The organism is Corynebacterium mustelae (assembly GCF_001020985.1).
In the GTDB taxonomy this organism is placed as follows: Bacteria; Actinomycetota; Actinomycetes; order Mycobacteriales; family Mycobacteriaceae; genus Corynebacterium; species Corynebacterium mustelae.
On the sequence record NZ_CP011542.1, the window covers coordinates 2,236,079 to 2,257,454 of the forward strand.

The 21,376-nt window shown below is 52.2% G+C and carries 21 protein-coding genes; 10 read left to right on the plus strand and 11 right to left on the minus strand.

Annotation, left to right across the window (positions count from 1 at the left end):
- Positions 1–232: 232 nt before the first annotated feature.
- Positions 233–601 (plus strand): hypothetical protein, encoded by a 369-nt coding sequence (locus tag CMUST_RS16585; RefSeq protein ID WP_144414182.1) that lies wholly within the window; start codon positions 233–235, stop codon positions 599–601.
- On the plus strand, positions 528–1,397 hold the full coding sequence (locus CMUST_RS16025) for a hypothetical protein (protein WP_144414183.1): 870 nt from the start codon (positions 528–530) through the stop codon (positions 1,395–1,397). The genes CMUST_RS16585 and CMUST_RS16025 overlap by 74 nt, the downstream gene beginning before the upstream one ends.
- Before the next feature lie 67 nt (positions 1,398–1,464).
- On the opposite strand, the gene CMUST_RS10040 is transcribed toward CMUST_RS16025, so the two are convergent.
- Positions 1,465–2,262, minus strand: coding sequence for a DivIVA domain-containing protein (locus tag CMUST_RS10040; RefSeq protein WP_047262406.1), 798 nt, complete (start codon positions 2,260–2,262; stop codon positions 1,465–1,467).
- A gap of 170 nt (positions 2,263–2,432) precedes the next feature.
- Positions 2,433–3,779: an NADP-specific glutamate dehydrogenase gene (gene gdhA / locus CMUST_RS10045; protein WP_047262407.1), complete on the minus strand. Its 1,347-nt coding sequence runs from the start codon at positions 3,777–3,779 to the stop codon at positions 2,433–2,435.
- A gap of 282 nt (positions 3,780–4,061) precedes the next feature.
- On the opposite strand from gdhA, the gene CMUST_RS10050 reads away from it, so the two are divergent.
- The gene (locus CMUST_RS10050) at positions 4,062–5,159 is read left to right on the plus strand and encodes a glycerate kinase (RefSeq protein WP_047262408.1); all 1,098 of its coding nucleotides are present in this window, start codon (positions 4,062–4,064) and stop codon (positions 5,157–5,159) included.
- Here CMUST_RS10050 and CMUST_RS10055 read toward each other — a convergent pair.
- Together CMUST_RS10055 and CMUST_RS16030 are read right to left on the minus strand one after the other, a co-directional pair.
- A complete protein-coding gene (locus CMUST_RS10055; RefSeq protein ID WP_047262409.1) occupies positions 5,143–5,607 on the minus strand; it encodes a hypothetical protein in 465 nt (154 codons plus the stop codon). The two genes, CMUST_RS10050 and CMUST_RS10055, sit on opposite strands and share 17 nt — an antisense overlap.
- A 6-nt stretch (positions 5,608–5,613) precedes the next feature.
- The gene (locus CMUST_RS16030) at positions 5,614–6,453 is read right to left on the minus strand and encodes a hypothetical protein (protein ID WP_052844651.1); all 840 of its coding nucleotides are present in this window, start codon (positions 6,451–6,453) and stop codon (positions 5,614–5,616) included.
- A 71-nt stretch (positions 6,454–6,524) separates the two neighbouring features.
- Between CMUST_RS16030 and CMUST_RS10065 the strand changes: the two genes are divergently transcribed.
- Together CMUST_RS10065 and CMUST_RS10070 are read left to right on the plus strand one after the other, a co-directional pair.
- Positions 6,525–7,850: a DUF4921 family protein gene (locus tag CMUST_RS10065; protein ID WP_047262410.1), complete on the plus strand. Its 1,326-nt coding sequence runs from the start codon at positions 6,525–6,527 to the stop codon at positions 7,848–7,850.
- A gap of 6 nt (positions 7,851–7,856) precedes the next feature.
- Positions 7,857–9,116, plus strand: coding sequence for an amidohydrolase (locus CMUST_RS10070; protein ID WP_047262411.1), 1,260 nt, complete (start codon positions 7,857–7,859; stop codon positions 9,114–9,116).
- Positions 9,117–9,134: 18 nt separating this feature from the next.
- Here the strand turns inward: CMUST_RS10070 and CMUST_RS10075 are convergent, their stop codons facing one another.
- Positions 9,135–9,518, minus strand: a complete 384-nt coding sequence (locus CMUST_RS10075) for a DCC1-like thiol-disulfide oxidoreductase family protein (RefSeq protein ID WP_052844653.1) — start codon at positions 9,516–9,518, stop codon at positions 9,135–9,137.
- An 82-nt stretch (positions 9,519–9,600) separates the two neighbouring features.
- A complete protein-coding gene (locus tag CMUST_RS10080) occupies positions 9,601–9,954 on the minus strand; it encodes a hypothetical protein (RefSeq protein ID WP_158408223.1) in 354 nt (117 codons plus the stop codon).
- 348 nt (positions 9,955–10,302) lie between these two features.
- Between CMUST_RS10080 and CMUST_RS10085 the strand changes: the two genes are divergently transcribed.
- Entirely contained in the window at positions 10,303–11,136 is an 834-nt protein-coding gene (locus tag CMUST_RS10085; protein ID WP_047262413.1) for a hypothetical protein, read from the plus strand.
- 215 nt (positions 11,137–11,351) lie between these two features.
- Positions 11,352–13,739 (plus strand): glycogen/starch/alpha-glucan phosphorylase, encoded by a 2,388-nt coding sequence (locus tag CMUST_RS10090; RefSeq protein ID WP_047262414.1) that lies wholly within the window; start codon positions 11,352–11,354, stop codon positions 13,737–13,739.
- Between the two features lie 67 nt (positions 13,740–13,806).
- Here the strand turns inward: CMUST_RS10090 and CMUST_RS10095 are convergent, their stop codons facing one another.
- Positions 13,807–14,040, minus strand: coding sequence for a ZIP family transporter (locus CMUST_RS10095; protein ID WP_144414184.1), 234 nt, complete (start codon positions 14,038–14,040; stop codon positions 13,807–13,809).
- A gap of 190 nt (positions 14,041–14,230) precedes the next feature.
- On the opposite strand from CMUST_RS10095, the gene CMUST_RS10100 reads away from it, so the two are divergent.
- Together CMUST_RS10100 and CMUST_RS10105 are read left to right on the plus strand one after the other, a co-directional pair.
- A complete protein-coding gene (locus CMUST_RS10100) occupies positions 14,231–15,028 on the plus strand; it encodes a DUF1963 domain-containing protein (protein ID WP_047262416.1) in 798 nt (265 codons plus the stop codon).
- A gap of 57 nt (positions 15,029–15,085) precedes the next feature.
- On the plus strand, positions 15,086–15,898 hold the full coding sequence (locus CMUST_RS10105) for a DUF1963 domain-containing protein (protein ID WP_052844655.1): 813 nt from the start codon (positions 15,086–15,088) through the stop codon (positions 15,896–15,898).
- On the opposite strand, the gene CMUST_RS16590 is transcribed toward CMUST_RS10105, so the two are convergent.
- Positions 15,895–16,110, minus strand: a complete 216-nt coding sequence (locus CMUST_RS16590) for a hypothetical protein (RefSeq protein ID WP_144414185.1) — start codon at positions 16,108–16,110, stop codon at positions 15,895–15,897. The genes CMUST_RS10105 and CMUST_RS16590 overlap by 4 nt on opposite strands.
- Before the next feature lie 84 nt (positions 16,111–16,194).
- Between CMUST_RS16590 and CMUST_RS10110 the strand changes: the two genes are divergently transcribed.
- Entirely contained in the window at positions 16,195–16,986 is a 792-nt protein-coding gene (locus tag CMUST_RS10110; protein WP_047262417.1) for a DUF1963 domain-containing protein, read from the plus strand.
- A 538-nt stretch (positions 16,987–17,524) separates the two neighbouring features.
- Here CMUST_RS10110 and CMUST_RS10115 read toward each other — a convergent pair.
- The 3 genes from CMUST_RS10115 to lgt form a co-directional block, all read right to left on the minus strand.
- Positions 17,525–18,430, minus strand: coding sequence for a hypothetical protein (locus tag CMUST_RS10115; RefSeq protein WP_047262418.1), 906 nt, complete (start codon positions 18,428–18,430; stop codon positions 17,525–17,527).
- A gap of 274 nt (positions 18,431–18,704) precedes the next feature.
- The gene (gene pyk, locus CMUST_RS10120) at positions 18,705–20,135 is read right to left on the minus strand and encodes a pyruvate kinase (protein WP_047262419.1); all 1,431 of its coding nucleotides are present in this window, start codon (positions 20,133–20,135) and stop codon (positions 18,705–18,707) included.
- 247 nt (positions 20,136–20,382) lie between these two features.
- Entirely contained in the window at positions 20,383–21,366 is a 984-nt protein-coding gene (gene lgt / locus CMUST_RS10125) for a prolipoprotein diacylglyceryl transferase (protein WP_083987519.1), read from the minus strand.
- Between the last annotated feature and the right edge of the window lie 10 nt (positions 21,367–21,376).

Here is a 21,376-nt window from a genome sequence, read left to right on the forward strand (position 1 = left end):
ATTTGCTACCCATATAATATCGGCGCCAACGCACCCAGAGATTGCACAAACCGTGGAATCGTCACCTCACATCAACTAACACCGCATCCGAAGTTTCTCCCGCTCCACCAAACCACCCCCATAAGCGCATAGTGACCTTAAAAAATTTTTCGTTTTGGTAAGGCTACTCTAATATCCTAGCTGTCTTATTGGTTTCGGCGGTTTCCTATCGCCATGAGCGAAAAGCACATTGATGAAAAAATCTTTCGGCCGATGCGCCCTCATAATCACAGCCGTCACGGCCTTGCACCTATCCGTTCCCAGTGCAGCGGCTGGTACCCCGGTGAACCAGGGCGACCGGATTTCGCTAGCAGATGGACAAGGACGCAGTGGCTGTACTGCAGGATACATCGATAGCGCCAATTCCCGCATTTGGACAGCTGGGCATTGTGCGGACGACCAAGCAAACGCATTTAACCAATTCGGGGAGTATATCGGCCAGTTCAAACACCGGTATTCCATCAAAGATGAGTCGTTATCAGCCACAGATGAGGAAAAACGTCGAGAAGCGAAACTACGCTACCAGTTATATCGACCTCCACAGTCCAGATTTTGCTGGTAAAAATTCTTATTCCGGTGATCGGCCTTATATTCCAGAAGTCGGGGAGGAAATTTGCCGGTTTGGCGCTACCACCCGCGCGGTTAACTGCGGTGTTGTCCTGCGAGTTAGCGAACACCTCATTTATGCCATCGATTTACGTTCGGATCGGGGCGATTCCGGTGGCCCTAACTGGGTGCCAGGAAAAGGCTATGTCGGCCAAACCCTAGGTATTAACCGCATTCGTAATTCCCACAACCGAAGCGCGGTTACCACTGTTATTCACCGGGAGGATCTTAACCGTCAGGTTGTCCCGTTTCCCACTGATGCACCGGTACCACGGGATCAACCGTCCTATGACGAGCTCGTCGCCCACGACGCGACGATCCGCAATAAACTCGAAGTGTTTGGTGCAGATATGCCCAGCCCGAGCGAGCTTGCCGGGATTCTACGCAACCATGAAACCGCGCTCAAAGCAGCGCAAGAAAAGGCCGACCTGGCTACAAAGAAACTAGCCGAAGCCGAAGCAGACATCGAGCGCAGACAAAGCAACGAGGCCGATTACCAGGAACAGATCCGGAAACTTAAAGCAGAGAAAGCCGAAGCGCAGGCAGAGGTGGAGCGGATCAAGGCGATGACTGACATGGCAGGGCTTGAAGCCAAAGACAAAGAAATCGAGCGATTAACTGACCAGCTCAACAGTCAAAAAAGCTTCCACGCCATCATTACTGCCGTGATTTCACTCGCAGTTGCAGTACTCGCTGGCGTTGGCGGTTGGATTGCGCACATGCTCACCCACAACGGCATAATCCGTATGTAAAGAATCACAGTCGCTGAACAGATAACATGTCCAGCGACTGTGACCACGATGGCCCGTTGAGGCGTTATTAATCCGAGTAGTCTCCGCTATATCCGGTATTGCCGCGCCCGTATTCTCGTTCAGCAGAATCGCTTCGGTCACTTCGATCGGCCCGTTCCCGATAGTTTGTGTGGGCGCCGCCCACACCAGCGCCTTTTCGTAACGCACTTCGATCACGGGCGACGGCGCGTAACGTCGCAGATAGTGATTCTTCGAATTCGGATAGCTTCGCATCGACAAACTGATCACATTCGCTGCGCAGGCGGTTAGAATCAGCGTGAGCTGCATCAACAATACGGTGCGCTTCTTCGTTTGCTCGGCGCACAACCTCGGCTTCGCTAACCAAACGATGCTGTTCGGCTAAACCTTCGTCGATACTGCGCTGATACTGTTCGTTGCCGGAGTCGATCATTCGTTGGGCTTCGTTCTGAGCCCGGTTAATGGTGTCCTCTGCGTCGCGCCTGGCTGTGTCAACTATGCGATTAGCTTCGTCCTGTGCCTTCGCCACGGTGGCGTGTGCGCGATTTTCCGCGTCATTGAGCATGGCGTCAGATTCTTCACGCGCCCGATTAACCAAGGAATGAGCCTCAGAATTGGCGTCCTCAACAAGCTGATGTGCTTGGTCCTGGGCATCGCCTAAGATCTGGTCTTGCTTATCTAATACGTCTTGGGCATCGTCGACTTCGACAGGCAGTGCATTTCGCAGGTCGTCGAGAAGCGCGAGCATTTCATTGCGGGGAACCATGCAGTTAGAAGTCATGGGAACGCCATAGGCTTGCTCCACGTTGCGAACTAATTCATCTAGGCATTCAAATACGCGATACATGGTTAACTAGCTTAATCTTTGATTCGCCACGCCATCGGGTGACGCTCGCAGGAATCATGCAAGTTTTTGCTTTTCGACGACAAAACCCCGCCGGTTGGACCAACTGTTAGTAACAATGGTCACACTACCGGCGGGGTAATGCTTATGGGCCAGGATTTGGTGAAATAGGCTTAGATCACACCCTGTGCCAACATCGCATCAGCGACTTTTTTAAAGCCCGCGATGTTTGCGCCCACCACATAATCACCTTCGTGACCGTAAGCCCGCGCAGTTTCATCGCAGGTACGGAAGATATTCTTCATAATGTCGCGCAACCGTTCATCGGTGTACTCAAAGGACCACGAATCACGAGACGCATTTTGTTGCATTTCCAGCGCGGAGGTGGCAACGCCACCAGCGTTTGCAGCTTTGCCTGGCGCAAAGTGAACCCCGGTTTCGCGGAACACTTCAATAGCTTCGGCGGTAGATGGCATATTTGCCCCCTCAGCCACGAACTTGCACCCATTAGCTGCCAGGGTACGAGCGTTATCACCATCTAGCTCATTTTGGGTAGCGCATGGCAACGCCACATCACACGGCAAGTCCCAGATGGATCCCTCAGAGTGGAAAGTAGCGCCTTCGACTTCATCAACGTATGCGGTAACCCGCTCCCGACGAACTTCTTTGATTTCTTTGAGCTTGGCAACATCAACGCCGTTCGGGGTGTGGACCCAACCAGAGGAGTCGGAGAAACCGATAACGGTTGCGCCCAATTCTTGTGCCTTTTCGATGGCATAGATTGCAACGTTGCCGGAACCGGAAACGATAACCTTAGCGCCTTCGAGGGTGGTGCGATGTGCTTTCATCATCTCTTGAGTGAAGTACACACAACCGTAGCCGGTTGCTTCGGTGCGAACCAACGAACCACCCCAGGTGAGACCTTTGCCGGTAAGAACACCGGATTCGTGTTGGTTTGCCATGCGACGATATTGACCGAAAAGGTAGCCGATTTCCCGGCCACCCACACCGATATCGCCAGCTGGTACGTCACGGTATTCACCGATGTGACGGTGCAGCTCCATCATGAAGGATTGGCAGAAGCGCATGATTTCTGCGTCTGATTTACCTTTGGGGTCGAAGTCGGAGCCGCCTTTACCGCCACCGATGGGAAGGCCGGTAAGGGAATTTTTGAAGATCTGCTCAAAACCAAGGAATTTGATGATGCCGAGGTTGACGGATGGATGGAACCGCAACCCGCCCTTGTAGGGGCCCAGAGCTGAGTTGAATTGGACTCGGAAGCCACGGTTGACTTGAACAACACCCTGGTCATCGACCCACGGGACGCGGAAGATTAATTGCCGCTCAGGTTCGCAGAGTCGCTGGATTAGTCCATAGTCTGCGTAGTGTGGATCTTTTTCTAACACAATTTTCAGCGATTCCATTACTTCCGCTACGGCTTGGTGAAATTCCGGTTCACCAGCATTGCGTTGGAGTAGGAGGTCGTAGTAGCCAGAAACCTTTTCTTCAACAGTGGACATGTGGTTCCTTTCCCTCATGTGGCTTGTATGTTTCGCTATCGCGCGAATTTACGGTTGGTTATTCTACACAGCAAGAAAAAAGAATACCTATCTGGTTATGAAAATTTTTTAGGATTAACACTAAAAAGCGCATTTCATTAAAGTTATATTCTTGCAAACTATTCAAAACACGCGCTCCGTCCCAGCTGCTGAGATTGCCCTGGCAATCGTGATATTTTCATGAGATTATTGCCAAAAGCTTTATGTCAGGTTTTGATCACATCATGTAAGGGCGTGGCGGTTATGCGCATTGTAATTGCACCAGATTCATTTAAAGGCACTGTGTCGGCCCAGGAAGCTGCCGATCTTATCGGTTCGGGAATTCGCCAGGCAGTTTCAGGAACCGATTGTGCCAACAATCTAGAGATCATCGCAATTGCTATGGCCGATGGCGGTGAGGGCACTGCGGCGGCTTTCCACGGCGAGCAGATCACCTTGCCCACAACTGATGCCAATGGCCGACTAACCGAGGCTAGTTATGTTTACGACGACGCCACCCACACCGCCTTCATTGATGTTGCCGCCGCCTCCGGTTTACCGCAGGTGATAGATGATTTGCGCCCACTGACTGCTGACACGTTTGGCACTGGGGTACTTATCGCTGATGCCCAAACACGCGGTGCGACGCGAATAACATTGGGGTTGGGGGGTAGCGCAACCACAGACGGTGGCACCGGAATTTTGGCGGCATTAGGGGCAAGCCCGCTGTCCGCAACAGGCTATGCGCTGCAACCAGGTGGCGCGGCGTTGCGGGATTTAGATTCGATTGACACCGCCCAATTGAATATCCCGGCCGCTGCGATGGAATGGGTTTTGCTTGCCGACGTGGTTAATCCCGCTACCGGCCCCACTGGTTCGGCGGCAACCTTCGGCCCACAAAAAGGCGCATCGTCTGAGGACATTGCAGCTTTGGATGCTGGCATTTCACGCTTGTGTGAAGTGTGTGAGATTGACCCTACAACACCCGGCATGGGGGCGGCGGGCGCATTGGCGGTTGGAATCACCTGGCTTTCTACCCTCATGCATGGCACATCATCCCATGTTCATTTATTGCCCGGTGCTGCGGTTGTCGCTGAGGCGACGGGCTTGGCGGAGTACATTGCTGATGCCGATTGTGTCATCACAGGTGAGGGACGGCTCGATTCCCAGTCGCTTTCTGGAAAGGTGGTGGGTGAAGTCCTAAAACTCACCCACGGTACACCTGTGATCGTGGTGACTGGCCAATCGCTCATTAGCCCGCCCGCCCAAGCTACTGTGCTTGAACTTATCGACGCCGACCCGCAGGCTCAGTTTATCGATGCTGGGCACCGGATCGCTGCCCTGCTTAACGTGTCACAATGACAGTCCACGGGTACCTGGCGGGAATTTCCAGGGATTGTTCGTCGAAAAGCATCGTTGCCGGGTCGCTTGTTGGCGCTGGTGGGGTTAGCAATCGGGAATATAGCATCGCAATCTGATTGACTGAGCCGCTGACGGAATCAAGCGTGATCATAATCCGGTGAATCTGTGCCGCATCGGGGTCAAATAACCCATGTTCAGTCATTCGTTGCTGGGCTACATCACGTGGTGCCTGTTCGATACTTTCGAAAAGCTCGTGGTGCTCGTCGCGGTAAGTTTGTCGTAATTGCTTAGAAATATCGGGGGCGACTTGAGGGTTATCGCTAACGCTTATGTCCGCACCAGCCACTCGTCCATCGCGAGTGAGAATATCGCTTAGAGTGCGAAAACGTCCAGCAAGCTGGTCGATTTCCACATCGGGAACCAGGCAATCAAAGCATATGTTTGGCATACCTTACTACCATACCGATTTTTCTTCTTTCTGTTCACCAGCGATCATGGCATCGTGATGCCGCAGCACCAGGCCCCGACGAGTCGCCAAACGTAGCGAAATTCGATTGAGTACAATAAAAATAAAGACTGAAACCACCAACAGCGCTAACGCACTCTCCCATGGGTGCGGATTGCCACAGCACCATCGGATCAGCGCGTTCAATTGCCCCGGCACATCCGTGAGCGCAAATAATGCATACAATAACCATGGGATCGCGTAGCTAATAAATACCGGAACATGCCATCGCCACTGGCGATAAAGTGCACACCGCCGCTTCACCCCAACTGCAGGCACTGGATAAAGCACAGAGAGGATATTCCCCACCCCGAGCCACAGTAACATTGGATACAACACTGCAGGAATCGCCAGCATCACTTCCGCAGGCCCATTGACTACCCAGGTGATTACCACAGTTATAACCGTCATCGGCATCATGATCACCACCGCCTGCACGATGTTCTTATTTCTCAAGAGTTTTGTAAACTGGCTCCGATTAGACGAAGCCGCCTGCGCCCGTAGAAAATCATGACCGAATATGTTTGTAGTGGTCACATCCGCCATTATGAAATTAGCGAAATACACCGTAAATAATGTCACTACATCGTAGTGATCGTCAGCCGCAAGCGGTCGAACCAACAGGTAGATCGCTGCCAAAAGCACGTTCAACCCCACCCCCTGTAGCCAACCGAACGGCCAAGTAAACGTGCGGGCATATTCGTCGACAAGCGAAAACCTTGCAGCAGACTGCGATGAGGAAGAATCAGGGGTAATCATAATATCCGCGAGCATAGCGCCACGCGCCATCGCCCGTCACCTCACTGCGATGTGCCCGCTTCACTATGAAACGCCAAAACCTCCCTACTACATTAATAGCCATGACATCACTCGCAGCCCGTATCAACCCCATACAGATAATGGCGGATAGCACCGTTAAACAAATTAACCCGTTCTCCGGCACTGAAGTGTGGACCGTCCCTGGCAGAGGTAATCGACCTTTAACTCAACCTCAGCAGGACCATCGTCCGCTAACTCCCGGCGACCACCAAACTAACTGCGCCTTTTGCGAAAGCCGGAAACTAGAAACCCCACCAGAGAAATCTCGGGTGGTCCGCGCTGGCGATAACTGGGAAATACTGCGTGGCATTCCCGCCGCCGAATTAGATACCACCCGCGCCGAGTTTCGGCGGGTACCCAACCTGTTCGAAATCGTTACCTATGATTACTGGAAAGCAAACTACCAGTACGAAATGGACCCAGGCACAGCCAAACACATGGCCGAATACGTGGCCACCCCGGCAGGAAAACAGCACGTGTTAGACACTGTGGCAACCAAACGCAATGCCAGTGGCGACACCACCCCACTGAGCGAGGAGGAACTACTCCAGTGCGCTGAGTGTTTCTTTGGTGGCGGCCACGACATCATTATCGGAAGACGACACTTTGTCGACGGTGCCACAGACCACAGCCAATTAGCATCAAGCGGCAGCCTTAGCCCGGAAGAACACTTCACATTCACCACGTTCACCGTGGATTCCATGCGTGACTTGTATGCACGAAATAGATACGCACCATATGTTGCGGTTTTCCAAAACTGGCTGAAACCAGCCGGCGCATCTTTCGATCACTTGCATAAACAACTGGTTGCCATAGATGAACACGGTTTCCAAGCCGAACATGAAATTTCCAAGCTCAGACAGAACCCCAACATGTATAACGAGTGGGCTGTCGATTACGCCGCCACCCGAAACCTCATTATCGCCGAAAATGACCACGCCGTATGCTTCGCCGGATTCGGTCACCGCTTCCCTACTTTGGAGGTGTTTTCTAAGTCAGCCACCCCGGAACCATGGCTGCAATCCACAGCCGAAATCCAAGCATTAAGCGACCTCATTCACGCCTGCCACGCCGCTGCTGGCCCTGAAATTCCGTGCAATGAGGAATGGCACCATAAGCCCATTGATCTCGATATCCCCACCCCGTGGCGAGTGATGATTAAATGGCGAGTATCAACTTTGGCAGGTTTCGAGGGCGGAACCAAAATTTATCTCAACACCATTTCCCCGTGGGATATGCGCGACCGAGTAGTCTCAGCCATGTACGAGCTGAGAAAAGAAGGCGCAATCGCCGCGAATATCCGTATTGCCACGGAATGTCGTGTCCAGCGCAATAGCCTTAAATATAACCCGCTTCTACAACGATAGGTAACCATGGCCGAAAACAATATTTCACTACCACCTACCGACTTCGACTGTGACTTAAGTTGGCAAGAAGAGTTCTACCACTATTTACACGCTAACCCCGAACTATCCGGCCACGAAGCGGAAACCGCAGCCGCCATCGCAGCGAAACTAGCGGACTTTGACTGCGAGGTCACCACCGGCATCGGTGGGCACGGCATCACCGCAATCTTTCATAATGGTCCGGGGTCTTGCGTACTCATGCGGGCTGATTTCGACGCGTTACCAGTAAAAGAAACCACTGGCGTTTTCTATGCGAGTGAAAAAGAAATGCCGTGGCACGATGGCACTACTCCGGTAATGCACGCGTGCGGCCATGATCTTCACGTAACCGCATTGCTTGGGGTGTGTGCGAAGTTAGATGGCAATCGGGACAAATGGGCTGGAACTTTTATCGCCTTATTTCAGCCAAGTGAAGAAAACGGTCTCGGCGCGTTAAGTATGATCAATGACGGGTTAGACCAGATAATACCCACCCCGGATGTGTGTTTTGGTCAGCATATTATTGCTGGGCACGCGGGAACCGTCATGAGTTTGCCTGGCGCGATTTTAGCCGCTTGTGACTCCATTGAAATAACCATCACCGGAAAATCCGCTCACGGTTCCATGCCACACACCAGCATTGATCCAACCTTTGCGGCTGCGATGATTGTTGTTCGGTTACAGGGAATTGTGGGGCGAGAAATCCCACCGGAGGAATTCGCGGTGGTGTCGGTAGGAACTTTGGAATCTGGTCGTTCCAATAACACTATCCCGCATGAAGCACGGTTGGTGCTCAATTGTCGAACATACAGCGACGAAATCAAGCACCAACTGTATTCCGCCATTGAACGGGTAGTGCGGGCAGAATGCGCCGCTTCGGGGATTCAGGAGGAACCAACATTTCGTTACTTTGGCACTGGGCCAGTCACTGACAACAGTACGGAGGTTTTTGCCAAGGTACGGCCGCTTTTCGACGCTCACTTTGGCGCGCAATCAGCTACAGCAACCCCATGGTCGGCATCAGAAGATTTTTCTCATATTCCACGGTTTTTCGGTTGCCCATATCTATTCTGGTTTGTTGGTGCAACCCCTGCCGAGCAGTGGGATGCAGCTGAGGCATCTGGCACCATCGCTGAGACGATACCTGTTAATCACATGGGAAATTTCTTGCCCGATTTTTCTCCCACAGTTAAAGCTGCTCAGGAAGCCGGGTTGATTGCCGTGTTGGCGTATCTAAGTGGTCCCTAGGGTTTATCTGTTTTAGGATTACTGCCGAATCGAACATTGTGGGGCACCAATGAAAGCGCTGATTGCGCTTCGGTGCCTGGCGATACGGTAATAAATAGCAGACCACAGTGGCGATAGCAGCGGAATGGTCAGCGTGAAACCTGAAAGCCGTACACCTGCATTTCGGCCATGCGTGCGTAGTATTGCCCCTATCGCCTGGTGCGCGACAAAGAGTGTGCCACCACAGTAGGCCACCACATGGTCGGTTATTTCGCGTCGCACTCGAAGATCGCAGTCGGTCCATTCTGGGTGGGCGGGGCGAATGTTCACCGAATTTGTGGTTAATCTCCCTAGAAGGTGGCTGGCACGCTCGCAAAAGCCACAATCGGCGTCGTAAAACAGGACATCGTCCGAATCTACCAAGGTGGCCCCTTCCCTGCTGGATCTAGGCTACGTAAATTACTTACACTCTTTGAGCAACCATCCACTGCTCGTTGGTCTGGTATTAAAACGGTGACCGAATCCCGAGTTTACGGATTAAAGCTACGATGCCTGCGATTACCACCATGACCGCTGCAAAAATGCCAACGCCTTTGGCTATCATCTGATCTTTTTCGGAAGAACCCTGCCCAGGGTTTTCTGGCTGTGGTTTGGGGGAAGTATTTCCGTCTGGGGTCTTATTCTCTTTTTCTTCCGGCATCGCAGGATTAGCTGGCGATACTACTGGCGCTTCGGCACCGGTTTGCGCAATAGCTGCAGGCGGTTGTGCTGCCGCCGGGATTGCCTGACTAGTTGCAACAGCAAGGCTGAGCATGGCTGCTGCGATATAGCGGTTTTTCATTTGCTCTCTTTCTCGCATTTTTTTAAAGCTTATTTGATTTTAATGCACACTTAGGTTCAATTGAATCCCCAAGTCAGCGTCGTATTTTTGACTCTCAACGGAAAAATACGCCCAGCTACCGGGCCATCCCGCTCAGCCTTTAAGTCATTTTTTAATAAAACATTCACATTCTTCAATATTTAGCTCTTCTTTATTTAGAAATGAAGTCTTCGCAACACACCAGAGACGGAAATTCACCAACATGGACGCAGCAAAATCCCTGCATAGAATACAATTATGTACTAAAACTTGCACTTTTTCTACATAAATAGCTATGCTCACGATTGTAAGATTTTCCTAAGCTTTAAATAAGGGGATTATTGGAACATGTCTAAGTTCTCCCGCATTTTCACCGCAGTCACCTGCGCTACCGCAGTAACCGCTTCCGGCGTCATCCCAGCTTTCGCAGCTGAAGGTGTAGCAAGCCCAATCACCCTCACTGGCACAGTTGAAGGTGCCAAGTGCACCATCGCTGCCTCCGATGCGGATGCAGCAAAACTGTCTGAGTTCAAGAACAAGTACGTTGAAGGCATCGAAGCTGGCATCACCGCAGCGAAAGAAAAGTTCGGCCTTTCCGAGGAGAACTACACCAAGTTCATTGGCGCTACCAAAGACCAGCCAGCATACACCGAAGTAGCTAAGGTCATTAAAGAAAAAGACGACAAGCTCACTGACGCTGAGGTCGAGAAACTGCACGCAGCTCTCGTAGCCGCAAGCAAGCTTGTTGCAGCTAAGGACCAGGAAGGCTTCGCTGAGGGCATCAAGTCCACCTTCACCAAGGCAGCCGCCGACAAGTCCACCGAGGTTGAAAAGATCGACGCTGCTATCGCAGCTATCAAAGCTGACGCTGCTGCTGCCAAGACCGAGAAGCTCGCAGTAATCGAAACCCCACTGGCTTTGGTTCCAGAAACCATCAACGCCGAGGTGATCAGCGCACTCGAAACCTGCAAGGGTGACAAGAAGGACAAGCAAAGCGGTTCCAGCAAGGCCAAGGGCAAGCTTGATGAGCTTAGCTCCATCATCAAGGACAAGGACAAGTCCAACTTAGGTGAGAAGCTACTCAACTACTTCTCTTCCATTGCTGCAGCCATCGGCCTAGGCAAGGTATTCGAGAAGATCGTTGAATTCTTCAAGAAGATCAAGGACTCCTTCAAGGCATAATTCTTCCCTACGCCATATTTTTCTTCCGCTTCCAGCCTCCTTTGACATCCCATCAAAGGAGGCTCGTTGTATCTATACATAAAATCAAGCGTCGAAAAGCATGCATTCTACAAACCCGAATAACCGTTTTAACACTCGAACGGTTAGACTGGTTCCCCGAGAAACTTAAATAACAAAAGTTTTTACTGTCTATCTTCAGGAGATTTCACTCGAATATGAGCGTTTCTAACCAGCTCCCCGAGCTACAATCCACCGTCAGCGGGCATGTCCGCGCGGCTTCTGGCGTAAGCCCCGAATCTGCGACCGACCGGAAATTCTGGTTCGGACTTTCCGCATCCGTGATGGAACAAATCGCGGATAACTGGGAGAAAACCACCAAGGCATACAACGCCACCCGGCAACAGCATTACTTCTCTGCCGAATTTCTCATGGGCCGCGCCCTTCTTAACAACCTGACCAACCTTGGCTTGGTGGAACAAGCCGAAGCCGCTACCCGTGCCAACGGACACGAACTCTCCGACGTTCTCGACGCTGAAAACGACGCAGCGCTTGGCAACGGTGGTCTCGGACGCCTCGCAGCCTGTTTTCTTGATTCTGCGGTGACTCAAGACTACCCAGTCACCGGCTACGGCATTCTGTATCGTTACGGATTGTTCAAGCAGATCTTTTCGGACGGCTTCCAAACCGAAGAACCCGACGCTTGGAAAGAAGACGGCTACCCGTTTGTCATCCGGCGGGAAGACCAACAACGCATCGTGCACTTTGATGACATGACCGTGCGCGCCACCCCATACGACATGCCGATTACCGGCTATGGAACCAACAACGTGGGTACCTTGCGTTTGTGGAAAGCAGAACCCATGGCCGAGTTTGACTACGACGCCTTTAACTCCCAACGCTTCACCGACGCCATTGTGGAACGCGAAGCCGTCATGGACCTGTGCCGGGTGCTTTATCCAAACGACACCACCTATGCCGGAAAAGTGCTTCGCGTTCGGCAACAATATTTCTTTGTTTCCGCATCCTTGCAAGCGATGATCGACAATTACATCGCTCACCACGGCGAAGATTTGAGCGATTTCGGAAAATACAATTCGATTCAGCTCAACGATACCCACCCAGTTTTGGCAATTCCGGAGCTCATGCGGTTGCTTCTCGACGAGCACGGCATGACCTGGGAGGCTGCTTGGAAGATCGTCACCGAGACCTTTGCCTACACCAACCACACCGTTTTGGCTGAAGCGTTGGAACAATGGTCCTGCTCCATTTTCCAGCAACTTTTCCATCGCGTCTTCGAAATCGTCGTGGAAATCGATCGCCGATTCCGCGAGGAACTAGCCGAACTTAACATCAACCCCGATCAAATTCACTACATGTCGCCAGTGCGCGACGGCGTGGTGCACATGGCGTGGATTGCCTGCTATGCGGCTTATTCCATCAACGGTGTCGCCGCGTTGCACACCGAAATCATCAAAGCCGATACCTTAAAAGAGTGGTACGGAATCTGGCCGGAGAAGTTTAATAACAAAACCAATGGTGTTACCCCACGTCGCTGGTTGAAGATGTGTAACCCCAGGCTGTCTGAACTACTCACCAGGCTTTCTGGCTCCGATTCGTGGGTAACCAACCTGGATGAGCTAAAGAAGCTGCGTGATTACGTGACCGACGATGCAGTCATGCAGGAACTTCTTGATATCAAGGATGCCAACAAGGTCGATTTCGCCGGGTGGATCAAAGACCGCCAAGGAATCAGCATCGATCCAACTTCCATCTACGATGTTCAGATCAAGCGCTTGCACGAATACAAGCGCCAGCTGATGAACGCCTTCTACGTTCTTGACCTCTACTTCCGGATCAAGGTCGATGGCGAAGCTAACGTTCCACCACGCACCTTTATCTTCGGCGCCAAGGCCGCACCGGGTTACGTGCGTGCCAAGGCTATTATCAAACTCATCAACGCCATCGGCGATCTGGTCAATAATGACCCAGTGGTTTCCCAGAAGCTGCGGGTAGTTTTCGTCGAAAACTACAACGTCTCTCCAGCGGAGCACATCATCCCTGCCGCAGACGTCTCGGAGCAGATTTCCACCGCCGGTAAAGAAGCCTCCGGCACCTCCAACATGAAGTTCATGATGAACGGTGCACTGACACTGGGCACCCTTGACGGCGCCAACGTTGAAATCGTTGATTCCGTTGGCGACGACAACGCCTACATCTTCGGCGCGAAGGTGGAAGAACTTCCGGAACTACGTGCGCACTACAACCCGCACCACCACTATGAGACTGTTCCTGGTCTCAAGCGAGTTCTCGATGCGCTTGTCGACGGCACCCTGCACGACAACCACTCCGGAATGTTCCACGACTTGCGGTGCTCGCTTCTCGACGGCGGCGGTTGGGAAACCCCAGACGTCTACTACGTACTCGGCGATTTTGCGGCGTTCCGCGAGACCCGCGACAAGATGGCTCGGGACTTCTACAACGATCGGCTCGGTTGGGCCAGAAAGTGCTGGATCAATATTTGCGAATCTGGCCGCTTCTCCTCCGACCGCACCATCGGCGATTACGCCCGTGAAGTGTGGAAACTAGAAGCCACCAAGATCTAACACACTGAAAAAAGCTCTCCACCAAGGATTAAAGGAAGTCCTTGGTTGGGAGTTTTTTTGGTTATTCTTAGTCCCCGTTGGGAAAGAGCATCCACATGAAGATTCCCGCAAACGTACCGATAACAACGCCCATAGGAAGATCGTTGATCACGCTTCCCAGGATAAGACCGAGCACCGGCCCCAAGGTCATTGCTGGGAAATAACCAATACCAAAGGTTTTCTTTCCTTCACCCGACTCAACATATAGGTGATCGGGAACACTCATCAATGAATAATTCTTTGATTCCTCGTTGTTCGACATGTCCGCCATGCTACCAAAGCCAGAATCCGCACAAGGAAAACAGATTGTGCTCTCCTTTTCACAGATCATCCTGCACACTTAGTGCATTCGAGGGGCTGAATCATTGATCATTCTCAACCGTTGGTCTTTTCTCTCACCAGTGTTGTTTTCCCGTCGAAAAGCTAAAACGTCGATGCATTAAACTGTTGCTGTGTTTACTAACCCGCAGGACATCGCAGCCGCCATAAGCACGCTTGACGACGGCGTTTTAACCCCCTTCACCGACCACATCTGCCAGGCAGCCAAGCCTGCAATCTGGTTCACGATCGGTGCACCCGTAACCAAAGAAACCCCAATCGGAATAAGCCGGATCGGGGGTGCCCCTGACGTACCACACGACTTCGTCTGGCCCATCCACAACGGCGAACCGCTGACGTTTCTCTACCAATTACTAATCGACGACCAACTCATCGCAGTATTCATCGGCGATGACGACTCCGGCGCTGATGTCCCCCATCACGTGGAATTCTTCCCGAAAAACACTCCACTAGCACCAGCAACTGTCCCGACGAACAGACAACTCCCCTCGTTTTACGACGACACCAACCCCCGCTCCGTATTCGCAACCCCGCACACCCTCACCTCCCACGAAGGACTCGACCTCCCCCGCTGGTTTTCGCGGGCGCACGAAGAACTTTTTGCCGACGACGCCGATTTCCTCGACCAGGAAGATAGCTTCAATGAGTTAAGCCTCATGACGGAACCCAGCGACGACGTCATCGTGCGGTTTGGCGGCTACCACAGCGGCATCGGCTACGACCCGGCAGAGGACATTGATGACGGCAGCGACGCCGCCGACTGGTCGCTATTGACCTGTTTAGAATCCGTAGAACCCTCCGATCAGTTGGAGCTAGACGAGTTGTGCATCTGGGACGCTGGCTACTTCCAAATCTTGCAGCGCACCGATACAAATGGTAACCGCCACACCTACGGATCATTGGAAACCTAAATCATTAAGGCTTTCGCCGTCCATACCTCAACCGCCCGATCGCGCTAGGACACTACTATGTTTCATTCGATACAGGATATTGCCACCGCTATCATCCAAAGGGATCAGAGGATTCTCGACCCGTATACCGAAGTAATCTGCCAATCAGCTAAACCTGCAATCTGGTTCACGATCGGTGCACCCGTAACCAAAGAAACCCCAATCGGAATAAGCCGGATCGGGGGTGCCCCTGACGTACCACACGACTTCGTCTGGCCCACCAACAACGGCGAACCGCTGACGTTTCTCTACCAATTACTAATCGACGACCAACTCATCGCAGTATTCATCGGCGATCACGGCTCCGGCGCTGATGTCCCCCATCACGTGGAATTCTTCCCGAAAAACACTCCGCTAGCACCCGCGGCTGTTCCGAAGAATAGGCAGCTCCCCCGCTTTTACGACGACACCAACCCCCGCTCCGTATTCGCAACTCCGCACACCCTCACCGCCCACGAAGGACTCGACCTCCCCCGGTGGGTTTCCACAGCTTACGAGAAGCTTCTCGACATAGTCCCGGACGATGAGGACATCATTGAAGATTTTGCAGAAACCTACGAACAATTTATTCTCATGGCTGAACCGGACCATGGAAACGTCATTGTTCGCTTCGGCGACTACCATCGTGGGATCGGATACGACCCCGCAGAATTCATCACAGACGGCAGCAATGTGGCCGACTGGTCGTTACTGACCTGTTTAGAATCCGTAGAACCCTCCGAACAGTTAGAACTGGACAAGTTGTGCATCTGGGACGCTGGCTACTTCCAAATCTTGCAGCGCACCGATACAAATGGTAACCGCCACACCTACGGGTCATTGGAAACCTAAATCATTAAGGCTTTCACCGCGCATACCCCGGCCATCCGATCGGAGCACCCGTAACGCAAGAAACTCCAACTGGAATTCGTCGGATCGGTGATGCCCCGGACAACGATCATGGCAGCAATATGGCCGATTGTTTGGTGCTTGGAATCAGTAACGTAATCCGCCGAAACAGCATACGATGATCTTTGTATTCGGAATGTCGGATACTTCCACATACTGCAGCATGTCGACGCATTAGGTAACCGTCGCGTCTATGGCTGCATCACAGACTAAAAATCTTAACGAAAGCGATTAGCCTCATGGACGCCCTCGATGCAATCCGCACCACAATCGATGAAACCGGTGACGAGTACCTTGCCGAATACGCCGACCGCATCATCGCTTCCGTGCGTGAAACGCTCTGCTTTAATATCCTTGCCGCAACCCCCGCCGAGATACCGCTTGGGGTCAGCCGCATCGGTGGCGAACCTGACGTTCCGGCCGAGTTTACTTGGCCGACCGATGATGGTGGCAATCCGCTTGCGTTTTTATTCCAGCTTCAGCTTTCACCGCTTGCCGACGAACTTCTGCTGGTCTTTGCCGGAAAAGAGGCATATCCAGCAGCAGTCCATGTGGAACGTATCCCAACCGGAACCCCGCTGGTGCGTATGCCTTCACCTAAAAACTTTGTGTACCCCTCGTTTTATGCGGTGGGCGATAGCACAAAAGTCCATGAACTTTTCGCCACTCCGCATCTGCTTAGAAGCACCCTCACCCACGACATTCCACGTGAATGTGGCTACCAGTATGAAGAGCTTTTCGGCGACGATTACGACGTCCAAGATACCTACGGGGAGGTGCTTGAAGTAGTCGCCCCGTATGGCGATATTCGATACGGCGGCCACTACGCCGGTTACCACGACCCCAGTGAAGATGCCTGTGAATATCACGGCCTTGACGAATCACATCAAGAAAATTGGCAGCATCTTGTCACCCTGGACTCAATCGACGATTCATTCGTCATCGGGGATTGCGGGTATTTCCAAATCCTGGAACTTCCCGACCCGACTGGTGAACCAGCGAAGCTCTACGGCGGCATGGAATCGTCCTAAAATGCAGTTGGCAGGCTATCTGACTACGGCACCGAATCAGGCAACAGTTTCGCTATAAGGTTGCCGACAGTATCTGCCATTCCGATTATGGCCAAACACCACCAAACCACCACCTGACGTGCTGTAGGAATCAAACCTACGGAATTTTAGCGTCAACTTCTTCGGTTAGAAACCTTATCGACGCATAGGGCGATAGTAGTGATGAGCAGCACGATGTTGTCTTTCGTAATGTGGTCGGAGTGCTTCTTGTGTGCATATCCGAACAGGAAAAACGCAGCACCATATCCAATCTTGCTGGAGGTCCTCAACGCACTGCGACTTTCTGCATCGTTATCGGGCTAGTTTCAAACTCATCGAAACTGGTCATTGTGGCTTTGCCCGTTGCAAGGCTTTGTGGCGCGGGATAGCACCGCCGTGGTCCAGCCGATGCACCTCTTGTTTCTGCGCTACCCCACCGGATGGATCGTCGACAAGCATCAATAAAAGAAGAGTTTCTGTGCATCCTGTGCAGCACAAAAACTCTTAGCTGATGTGTAGCTTATTTATCAGAGGAACCAGAAGATCCCTTTGAAACATTACCTCCCATCCGCTCCCCTAAGTTGTCAAGAGTTTTAAGGAGTGTAGCAATAAAGAGAAGGATCACGTTGTATTTCCCGAAGATGACCGTGAAAAACCGCTGCAAGGAACTTCCCTGGTTTTCTCCTTCAGTTGGATCTTCGCTCGAAATTTTGTCGGTTATCTCTCGGGCATTACTGCTGAAATCGGAAGAAATCGTGCCTGCCACAGATGAACCTGATATCTTTTCCGCGCATGGATCAATGATTGCAATTACAGGCTCCACTCCATCCAGATAGACATCCGACATGGATCGATTAAGGTTTTTTCCGACTGGTGGTGATGCGTTTTGATTGACATACCAAAAGATACTGTCTGCCGCCCTAGCCTGCGTCTTCAGCGTTCGGCGTTCCACCCTCATGTTAAACGGGGCAGCATCAAAGCCCTCAATTTTCATTTCCGATGGCAATATACGCAATAGAAATTCTTTGTACGCTTCGCGGTCACCCACGGCAAGCTTCTTGAATTTTTTCAGGCTTTCCAGCTCCCGTTTTGGGGGTTGGGAGTACCGGCCCTTGGAGATTTGTTTCTCCAGTTCAGCTCCACCGTCACCAGTTTCAAACCAGTGGTCAAATTTCGATTGGTCAATTCCGAGCTCGTCCAAGGCTGCAGCAAGTCCACTGGCTGCACGATCTTTGTGTTTTTCCGCCAACGCATCGATCGCCGAATCATGAATCTGGCCCGGACCAAACACACACCTCTCTTCTTTGGTGTAGTCCGTCATTTCCATGGTGATCCACGGGGTTTCCTGCGCGGCGACCGACACAACCGTCCCTGCACCCACCGCTACGGCTGACACCATTGCGACAGCCAATCGCGACATTCCCATACGAACACTTCCCTTCCAATACGCAAAACAAAACAAACTGGAAGCAACGTCATGCAACACTTCCATACACTTTTTCTGTCTCGCCTTACCAACTGTTACTGAAACCCTATCAATACCCCCACACACCATAACCACCTCGCCGCATCGGCCGTCGACAAGCGAAAGCTAAGCAGCACCTCATGCGGGCTTCTCTTTTCGTCGCCACCAGGCTTTTCCCAGCGTCAAAAAATACCCCCAACTACTTGGCATAGCTGGGGGTTGAGGGCTTAAGGCGTTAGGCCGTTGGTGGCAAGGAAGTATCCTCACCAAGCAGGTGAACGTGAATCATATTGGTGTTACCAGAGACTCCTGGCGGGGTACCAGCAACGATTACCATCATGTCGTCGCGTGAATACTCGTCCATAGCGAGAAGCTGGTTATCAATTTCGAGCAGCATCTCATCGGTGTTGTGCATTGGTGGGGTGAGGAATGTTTCCGCACCCCACGTCAGTGCGAGTTGACTGCGGACTTCAGGCAGCGGGGTGAAAACCAAGAGTGGCAGCCTGGAGCGGAGTCGAGCGACACGTTTAGCGGTGTCGCCGGAGGTGGTGAATGCCACCAGTGCTTTCGCATTGAGGCGTTCGGCGATGTCACGAGCGGAGTAAGAAATAACGCCGCGCTTGGTGCGTGGAATGTGTGCCAGGTCAGGAACGTTGCCGTCGGTTTCCGCGCTGGTAACGATGCGGCTCATGGTACGTACCACGTTGTGCGGGTCGGTACCGACCGAAGTCTCGCCGGACAACATAACTGCGTCGGCGCCGTCAAGAACTGCATTGGCCACGTCAGAGGCTTCAGCACGGGTGGGGCGGGAGTTTTCGATCATGGAATCAAGCATCTGGGTAGCCACGATAACGGGCTTGGCATTTTCCCGCGCGATTTGGATAGCGCGTTTTTGCACCAGCGGCACTTGCTCAAGCGGGCATTCCACGCCTAAGTCGCCGCGAGCAACCATGATGCCGTCAAAAGCGAGGACGATTGATTCCAACGCTTCAACAGCTTCCGGCTTTTCCAGTTTCGCAATCACCGGAATGCGCCGGCCTTCTTGGTCCATGATCGCATGAACCAATTCAACATCTTGTGGGGAACGAACGAAGGAGAGCGCGATGAAATCTACGCCGAGTTTGAGGGCAAAACGCAGGTCTTTGATGTCTTTTTCGCTAAGCGCTGGGACGGAAATGTCCATGCCGGGTAGCGAGACACCCTTGTTGTTGGAAACTGGGCCGCCTTCGACAACTTCACAGATAACGTCATTGTCTTCCACTGCTTTGCACACAAGTGCGACCTTGCCGTCGTCGACAAGCAGCCGGTCACCGGGCTTTGCGTCTTTCGCCAGGTTCTTGTAGGTGGTGGATACTCGGTCGTGGGTGCCTTCACATTCTTCAACCGTGATGCGGACTTCTTCACCGGTGGCCCAGAAGGTAGCTCCGGTCGCGAAGCGCCCTAATCGAATCTTAGGCCCTTGCAGGTCAGCGAGGATACCGACAGCATGCCCGGTCTTGTCGGTTGCTTCACGTACCCACTTGTAGTTTTGCTCGTGGTCAGCATGGTCACCGTGGGAGAAGTTCATGCGGGCGACATCCATGCCGTCTTCCACGAGCCGAAGAATAGCGTCCTGGCTTGCTACTGCCGGACCAAGAGTACAGACAATTTTTGTGCGACGTTCCATGCCTTAAACACTAATCCTGAATCGCCGATCCTGCGAGTGCCAAACGCGAAGAACAAGCAGGAAAGGTGAAAAACTAGCGCAACTCACACCTGACAAACCGAAGAAAAACGGGCATGAGCGGGCACATTCAGACATTTTGGACAGGTACGCGATTTAGCTCACATTTTGCATGCCATCGCTTAGCTGCACGCCAAATGTCATTATTTAGCGCCACATGCACTGGCAATTTACTTGCACGCTACCGAAATTATTGCTTTTCGACGCCGGGCGATTCAATGGTTTGGATTTCCGACTTAGATTCCGGCATGACAGTCTGATCGACACCACCGACTTCCTCAGTAGCAGTGTCAGAGTTGGCGTTTATGCAATGAGCATGTCCCCCGACTTGTTCCGGAGTTTCTCTTCCGGATTTCAGCAGGAAGAAAACCACCAGAGCAAGGACGAAAATGACGGCCGTCACGATTGCGTTGATACGAATACCATAGACCAACGTCGCCTCATCAGTTCGCATATTTTCAATCACGAAACGGCCTGCCGCATAACTTGCAACATACAGCGCGAATACCCGGCCGTGCCCCAGTTTAAAAATGCGATCCATGTTAATGAGGAAAATAAATACGAGAATGTTCCACAACATTTCATAAAGGAAAGTGGGATGCACGGTAGCGATCACTTCCCCGGTAGAACGCCCTGTTAACGGCGCATATTCCCCAGCCGAATTCACCCGGTAGTAAATCTCCAACGCCCAGGGCACGGTGGTCTCCTCACCGTAAAGCTCTTGATTAAACCAATTGCCTAGTCGACCAATCGCCTGAGCCAATACGACACCAGGAGCTAATGCGTCTGCAAAAGGCGCAAACGGAACTTTTTTATACCGAAAGTAAGCATATACGCAGACAGTGCCGACCAAAACGGCACCCATGATCCCTAACCCGCCGTTGGTAATTTTCAAGGCATCAATAGGATTGCAGTCACCGCAAAAATACTTGTCGTAGTCTGTAATCACGTGATACAACCGACCACCAACGATACCCGCCGGGACCGCGATGATAGCGGCATCTAACACCATGTCTGGGTTTCCACCGCGCGCGGCGTATCGCTTTCGCCCGATAGCTAAAGCTACAAGTATGCCTGCGATAATGCATAATGCATATGCACGGATGGGAATTGGCCCTAGGAACCATACTCCTTGGGGCGGCGATGGAATATATGCAAGGGTGGAAACGATCACGCTTAAACTC

Bases quoted from the DNA above. Each gene is read 5' to 3' on its own strand.
- CMUST_RS16585 (WP_144414182.1), top strand. From the start codon at position 233: ATGAAAAAATCTTTCGGCCGATGCGCCCTCATAATCACAGCCGTCACG.
- CMUST_RS16025 (WP_144414183.1), top strand. From the start codon at position 528: ATGAGGAAAAACGTCGAGAAGCGAAACTACGCTACCAGTTATATCGAC.
- CMUST_RS10040 (WP_047262406.1), bottom strand. From the start codon at position 2,262: ATGTATCGCGTATTTGAATGCCTAGATGAATTAGTTCGCAACGTGGAG.
- gdhA (WP_047262407.1), bottom strand. From the start codon at position 3,779: ATGTCCACTGTTGAAGAAAAGGTTTCTGGCTACTACGACCTCCTACTC.
- CMUST_RS10050 (WP_047262408.1), top strand. From the start codon at position 4,062: ATGCGCATTGTAATTGCACCAGATTCATTTAAAGGCACTGTGTCGGCC.
- CMUST_RS10055 (WP_047262409.1), bottom strand. From the start codon at position 5,607: ATGCCAAACATATGCTTTGATTGCCTGGTTCCCGATGTGGAAATCGAC.
- CMUST_RS16030 (WP_052844651.1), bottom strand. From the start codon at position 6,453: ATGGCGCGTGGCGCTATGCTCGCGGATATTATGATTACCCCTGATTCT.
- CMUST_RS10065 (WP_047262410.1), top strand. From the start codon at position 6,525: ATGACATCACTCGCAGCCCGTATCAACCCCATACAGATAATGGCGGAT.
- CMUST_RS10070 (WP_047262411.1), top strand. From the start codon at position 7,857: ATGGCCGAAAACAATATTTCACTACCACCTACCGACTTCGACTGTGAC.
- CMUST_RS10080 (WP_158408223.1), bottom strand. From the start codon at position 9,954: ATGCGAGAAAGAGAGCAAATGAAAAACCGCTATATCGCAGCAGCCATG.
- CMUST_RS10085 (WP_047262413.1), top strand. From the start codon at position 10,303: ATGTCTAAGTTCTCCCGCATTTTCACCGCAGTCACCTGCGCTACCGCA.
- CMUST_RS10090 (WP_047262414.1), top strand. From the start codon at position 11,352: ATGAGCGTTTCTAACCAGCTCCCCGAGCTACAATCCACCGTCAGCGGG.
- CMUST_RS10095 (WP_144414184.1), bottom strand. From the start codon at position 14,040: ATGTCGAACAACGAGGAATCAAAGAATTATTCATTGATGAGTGTTCCC.
- CMUST_RS10105 (WP_052844655.1), top strand. From the start codon at position 15,086: ATGTTTCATTCGATACAGGATATTGCCACCGCTATCATCCAAAGGGAT.
- CMUST_RS16590 (WP_144414185.1), bottom strand. From the start codon at position 16,110: ATGTGGAAGTATCCGACATTCCGAATACAAAGATCATCGTATGCTGTT.
- CMUST_RS10110 (WP_047262417.1), top strand. From the start codon at position 16,195: ATGGACGCCCTCGATGCAATCCGCACCACAATCGATGAAACCGGTGAC.
- CMUST_RS10115 (WP_047262418.1), bottom strand. From the start codon at position 18,430: ATGGGAATGTCGCGATTGGCTGTCGCAATGGTGTCAGCCGTAGCGGTG.
- pyk (WP_047262419.1), bottom strand. From the start codon at position 20,135: ATGGAACGTCGCACAAAAATTGTCTGTACTCTTGGTCCGGCAGTAGCA.